Consider the following 5,530-nt stretch of genomic DNA (forward strand, 5'->3'; position numbering starts at 1 on the left):
ATGCGCGCTTCGCCCGCACGGCTCACCGCTTCGCCCACCGCCTCCGATGGATTCACTGACTCAGCTCGCACTCGGCGCCGCCGTCGGCATCGCGTCATGGGCCGACGCACCGCCGCCTGGAAGGCCGCGCTGTGGGGCGGCCTGTGCGGCACCCTGCCCGACCTCGACGCCTTCATCGACCACGGTGACGCGATCAGCAACATGACGCTGCACCGCGCCGAGAGCCACGCGCTGTTCTTCCTGACGCTGGCGGCGCCGCTGCTCGCCGCAGCCATCGCCGGGCTGCACCGTGACCGCGCGCACTTCGGCCGCTGGTGGCTGGCCGTCTGGCTCGCGCTCGTCACCCACCCGCTGCTCGACCTGATGACGGTCTACGGCACGCAACTCGCCCGGCCGTTCAGCGACTTTCCGTTCGCCGTCGGCAGCATCTTCATCATCGACCCGCTCTACACGCTGCCGCTGCTGGCGGGTGTGATCCTGGCGCTCGTTGCGTGGCCCGGCCGCGGCTTGCGCTGGAACGCCGCGGGCCTGCTGCTGAGCACCGGCTACCTCGCCTGGAGCGTGATCGCGCAGCAGCATGTGACGAGCCTCGCGCGGGCCTCGCTGCAGGCTCAGGGACTGGCCGCGCGCGACTTGCTGGTGACGCCGGCCCCGTTCAACACCGTGCTGTGGCGCGTGCTCGCCCTCACGCCGGACGGCCACGCCGAGGGCTTCTATTCGCTGCTGGACGACACACCCCACATCAGCTTCGAGCGCTTTCCGCACGACACCGGGCTCCTGCCCCGGCTCGCCGACAACCTCCCCGCACAGCGCATCGCCGCGTTCAGCCACGGCTTCTTCAAGCTCGAGCAGCGCGACGGTCAGGTGCGCATCACCGACCTGCGCATGGGGCTCGAACCGAGCTACTTCTTCAGCTTCGTCGTCGCCGAGCAGCGCGACGGGCGGTTCGAGGCGCGACCGCCACTGCCGGTCGGCGTGCGGCCGGACTTGCAGCGCACGGGCCCGTGGCTCTGGCGCCGCCTGCTCGGCGAACCGCTGCCATCGCCACGCTGACCAGCGCGACCTATTGCACCAGATCGAGCACCTCGATCTGCTCCGGCACGGTCTGGAAGGTTCCGGCCCCCGAAGGCATCTGCATCAGCGGCCTCAAGTCGGCGTCGAACAGCCAGACCGTCGGGTAGACCAGCAAGCGCGAACGCTCGTCGCCGATGGAGCGCTGGAATTCGCCATAAGGCCAGACACTCCCTCCGACGCGGAAGTACAGGCGGCTGGCCGGCACCGACAGCGAACTCCGCAGGTCGACCACGATGTACTTCGCCGCGAAGCGCGGCACCAGCTCCCGCGCGTTCTTTTCCAGGAAGGCCTCGTATTGACGGCAATAGCGACAATCGCTGGCACCGAGGTAGACATAGAGCCTCTTGTTCTCCTGACGCGCCCGGTCGCGCACGGTAGTCAGGTCGAACTCGGTCCGCTCCGGCCCGCCACCGGGCTGCAACACCACCGCGCCATAGGCCGACGGCAGGCCGGCCGCAGAACTGAGCGACGCCAACGACGAGCCCAGCGCCAGCATCAGCACCCACGCGCCAGAGCGCCAGCGGTGCAGCCAGGGCGTCATGCGGGTCGTCTCACTGCACGGCCAGGCGACCCGAGAACCGCCCGTCCTTCGAATCCTCGACCTCGGCCGACAGCTCGCCCCGGGCGTGCGGCACGAAGTTGAAGCGGAAGGTCGGGTTCTCGCTGACCGAGAAATCGAGCTCGGCGTCGAACAGCTTTCGCTGGTCGTAGCTCACCCTGATCGAGCGCACGAAGTGCGGCGGTATGAACATCACTGTCTGGTTGTTGAGCTCGAAGCCGGTGTCGTTGGGGTGCAGCACCGTCACGTCGGCCGCCGTCACGGCGTTCATGCGGGCCGGCTCGGGCAGCTTGAACACCGTCTTGCCGACCAGATGCAGCGCGTCGCGGTTCGGCGGCGCCGAGCAGCCGCCGGAGGTCTTCACGTAGCGGGAATCCATGTGCAGCGAGCCGTCGGACAATTCGCTGATGACCCGCACATGGCTGTACTCGTCGACCCTCAAGCGGGTCTCGAAGTCGGCCTGGCCGAGTTCGGTCGTGAGGTCGAGCACCGCCGCCACGGGCGAGGGGTTCTTGTCCACCAGCACGTACATCTTGCGGACATAGAGCTCGGCGGTCTGCGGCAGCTTCGAGACGATCTTCACCGGCACCGAGGCGCCGTAGGCGGCCCGCAGCGGCACGATCAGCTGCACCTTTCCGGAGTCAGTTTCGATGCGACGCGACGCGAACAGCCGTTGCCGCAGCTTCTCCCACTCGGGCGACGAGTCGGTGTGCGCCACGTTGGTCGGCAAGCCGCCCGGCGCCGCGTGCACCGGCCCCACCACTGCCCCTGCGGCGGCGAACAGCAGCGCCACCAGCCACCCCGCAACGCCCCTCGACGGTCTCGACCGCTTGCTTTCCAGCATCGTGATCCTCCGGATGCCTGCCTCTTACCTGACCAACAGATCGCGCTCCATACGCACGAAGACGATCGATGCGTTGCGCCGGTGGATCGTCTGATACTGGTCCCAGTCCTTGAACTCGGGCAAACCCGCCGCATCCGGCACCTCGCTCAGCGCCGCGTCGGCCCGGGTCAGCTCGATCAGCCGGGATTCGAGTTGGGTCAGGTAGCGGTCCACGCCGTCGATCAGCGCGGCCGACGCGACCGGACCGTGCCCTGGAACCACCTGGCGGATCGGCAGCCCCCGCAGTGCCTGCAGGGCCTGCCGCCAGCCGTCGATCTCTCCGTCCTGCACGTCGGGGATGCGGCGCTGGTCGAGCAGGCCGCCGGCGAACAGCACGCCCGTGCGCCCGTCCAGCACCGCGATGTCGCCCGGCCCGCTCGAATGGCCGTAGTACAGCACCCGGACCGGCCGACCGATCAACCCGGACTCGTAGGGCGCATCGAACTCGGTGTCCGGCTTGAACATCACGGTGCCACGCATCGCCTCCTCGCCGAGCACGCGATTGAGCGTCTTCAGGCAGCCCTCGCAGCGCGCCGTCATCAGCCGCGAGGCCTTGCGCTGCATCTGCACCGGAATGCCGCGCTCTCGGAAGGCCGCAGCGCCGAAGATGAACTCCTGGCGCGCATGCGTGAGCAGGAGCAGCTTCACGGGCTTGTCGGTCACCCTCGCGATCTCGGCCAGCAGCGCCTGGCCATGACGGTAGGACGTGCCGCTGTCGATCGCGATGACGCCGGCGTCACCGACGATGAAGCCGGCGTTGCCCAGCCGGCCCTGGTTGGCCAGGTCCACCTCGCCGGAGCTTCCCTGCACCATGTACACGCCGGACGCCACTTCGACGGCCCTCGGCGCCGTCGGGTCCGCGCCGGGGGCCGCAAGCGTGGCACAGCCGCTCGCCGCGGCCAGGCCGAGGGCGCCGACGAGCGGCAGCAGGATCCTTCTTCTGATGGCGAACTGCACCTTCTTCTTCCAGGGCTCGGGGCTGGAGCGATTCCGGCCCGGCGGCCCGCTGCGCTCTCGTTTTGTCTCCCGACCTCACTGTAGCGGGCCCACCGCACCGACTGCCGCGTGGGGTCGGCCTTCCTCGACTCACGACCGAGCTCGAAGGGCGCGGGCCGGCCGGCGCCCGACCCCGGCGCCGTCAGTGTCGAACTGAACCGGTCCGGCCAGATGCGCCCCGATTCCCGACAATCGAGCCCTCCTCGATGCGGCCTTGCCGGCCCCCAGCCCATGCAACTCTCGGTCCTCGACCAGTCCATCGCACTCGCCGGTGTCGGCGAGGACGCGGCGATCCGCGACACCGTCGATCTCGCCGTGCACTGCGAGACGCTCGGCTACCGGCGCTTCTGGTTGAGCGAGCACCACAACCTGCCGACCATCGTGGGCACCGCGCCCGAGGTGCTGATGGCCGCGGTGGCCGCACGCACCCGCCGCATCCGCATCGGCAGTGCGGGCGTGATGCTGCCGCACTACGCAGCGCTGAAGGTGGCGGAACAGTTCCGCGTCCTCGACGCGCTGGCGCCGGGGCGCATCGATCTGGGCGTGGGCCGCGCGCCGGGCGGCGACATGCGGACCGCGCTCGCGCTCAACCCGCAGGCCCACGGCGCGGCCGACCAGTTCCCCGAGCAGATCCGCGACCTGCAGGCCTGGACCGCCGGGCGGCAACACCGCGGCATCGTGGCGCATCCCCGGCCGCCGGCGGACGCGCGCGACTTCGAGCGGGCCCCCGCGCTCTGGGTGCTCGGCAGCTCCGACTACGGCGCCCGGCTCGCGGCGCACTTCGGCCTGCCCTACGCCTTCGCCTACTTCTTCATGGACGGCCAGGGCGTCGAGCAGGCCCTGTCGCTGTATCGCGCGCTGTACCAGCCGAGCGAACGGCACCCGACGCCGCAGGCCACGATCTGCGTCTGGGCGCTCGCCGCCGACAGCGAGGCCGAGGCACGGCACCACGCGCTCAGCCGCGACCGCTGGCGGATCGACCGCGCTCGCGGCCGTCTTGGCCCGCTGCTGTCGCCCGACGCAGTTGCCGAACGCGGCTTCAGCGCCGAGGAAGGACCGGCCCTGGAGGCCCAGCAACGCAAGGCCTTCGTCGGCAGCGCCCCGCAGGTCGCCGCGCAGCTGAGGGAGCTGGCGACCGCGCTGGGGCTCGATGAACTGGTGGTCAACACCTGGGCGCACGACCCGGCCGTGCGCCGCCGCTCCTATGCGCTGCTGGCGCGCGAGTTCGGCCTGGCGCCGGACCTCGCAACAACACCCCCGGAGAACGCCGCATGAGCTTTCGCCCGCTCGCACTGCCGCCCGGGGTCGCCGGTCGGGTGTGGCTGTCGCCGATGCCGGGCCGGCTGCAACCCTGGGAGCGGTTCGTCACCGTGGCGCGCGATGCCGGGCTGACGCGCATCGTCTGCTTGACACCCCTCGAGGAGATCGCCGAGCTGTCGCCCGACTACGCGGCGGCCATCGAATCGCACACCCTGCCCTGCCAATGGCAGGCGCTACCGATGCGCAACTACGGCGTCGCGCCGGATCTACCGGCCTTCCAGGTCGGGATCGAGGAGATGGCGCTCGCCCTGGGCCGCGGCGAGGTCCTGCTGCTGCATTGCGCTGCCGGCATCGGCCGCACCGGCACCGCCGCCGCCTGCCTGCTCAAGCGCCTGGGTCTGAGCACCGATGCGGCACTGCAGCAGGTGCGCGAAGCCGGGTCGAACCCCGAATCGGCACGGCAGTCGGGCTGGATCGAGACCTTCTGAGCGCAGGTGCCGGCGACGTTCGGAACCAATTTGTCAGCTTTACGTCATACTTCCGACAGGCGCCCTTCCACCGATCGGCCGCCTGCAGACTCTGACAAGGAACAGGACATGAAGCGTTGGTGGCTTGGTGTGGTGATGGCGGCGTCGCTGGCAGTGGGGCTGGCCCCGACGCTCGTGGAGGCCAAGCGCCTCGGCGGTGGCGGTTCGGCCGGCATGAAGCGCAGCCTGCCGCCGCGCAGCACCCGGACGCGCCGCCGGCCAAGCCGGCCG

6 protein-coding genes are annotated in these 5,530 nt (G+C 70.3%); 3 read left to right on the plus strand and 3 right to left on the minus strand.

Annotation, left to right across the window (positions count from 1 at the left end; all coding sequences use genetic code 11):
* The first annotated feature begins 96 nt into the window (after positions 1 to 96).
* Positions 97 to 1,053, plus strand: a complete 957-nt coding sequence (locus Y694_RS19405) for a metal-dependent hydrolase (RefSeq protein ID WP_310732279.1) — start codon at positions 97 to 99, stop codon at positions 1,051 to 1,053.
* 10 nt (positions 1,054 to 1,063) lie between these two features.
* On the opposite strand, the gene Y694_RS19410 is transcribed toward Y694_RS19405, so the two are convergent.
* Genes Y694_RS19410 through Y694_RS19420 form a run of 3 tightly spaced genes read right to left on the minus strand, consistent with a single transcriptional unit; the run spans position 1,064 to position 3,473 of the window.
* Positions 1,064 to 1,615 carry a hypothetical protein gene (locus Y694_RS19410; RefSeq protein WP_036235529.1) on the minus strand — a complete coding sequence of 184 codons (552 nt, stop codon included), beginning with the start codon at positions 1,613 to 1,615 and terminating at the stop codon, positions 1,064 to 1,066.
* A 10-nt stretch (positions 1,616 to 1,625) separates the two neighbouring features.
* Positions 1,626 to 2,477 carry a quinoprotein dehydrogenase-associated SoxYZ-like carrier gene (locus Y694_RS19415; RefSeq protein WP_051495909.1) on the minus strand — a complete coding sequence of 284 codons (852 nt, stop codon included), beginning with the start codon at positions 2,475 to 2,477 and terminating at the stop codon, positions 1,626 to 1,628.
* A 24-nt stretch (positions 2,478 to 2,501) separates the two neighbouring features.
* Complete coding sequence (locus Y694_RS19420) at positions 2,502 to 3,473, minus strand: MBL fold metallo-hydrolase (protein ID WP_011829782.1); 972 nt, start codon at positions 3,471 to 3,473, stop codon at positions 2,502 to 2,504.
* A 270-nt stretch (positions 3,474 to 3,743) separates the two neighbouring features.
* On the opposite strand from Y694_RS19420, the gene Y694_RS19425 reads away from it, so the two are divergent.
* Together Y694_RS19425 and Y694_RS19430 are read left to right on the plus strand one after the other, a co-directional pair.
* Positions 3,744 to 4,787 (plus strand): LLM class flavin-dependent oxidoreductase, encoded by a 1,044-nt coding sequence (locus Y694_RS19425; RefSeq protein WP_036235531.1) that lies wholly within the window; start codon positions 3,744 to 3,746, stop codon positions 4,785 to 4,787.
* Positions 4,784 to 5,260: a tyrosine-protein phosphatase gene (locus Y694_RS19430; RefSeq protein WP_036235532.1), complete on the plus strand. Its 477-nt coding sequence runs from the start codon at positions 4,784 to 4,786 to the stop codon at positions 5,258 to 5,260. The genes Y694_RS19425 and Y694_RS19430 overlap by 4 nt, the downstream gene beginning before the upstream one ends.
* Positions 5,261 to 5,530 lie beyond the last annotated feature (270 nt).

The sequence above is a fragment of the Methylibium sp. T29-B genome (genome assembly GCF_000576225.1).
In the GTDB taxonomy this organism is placed as follows: domain Bacteria; phylum Pseudomonadota; class Gammaproteobacteria; order Burkholderiales; family Burkholderiaceae_C; genus Methylibium; species Methylibium petroleiphilum.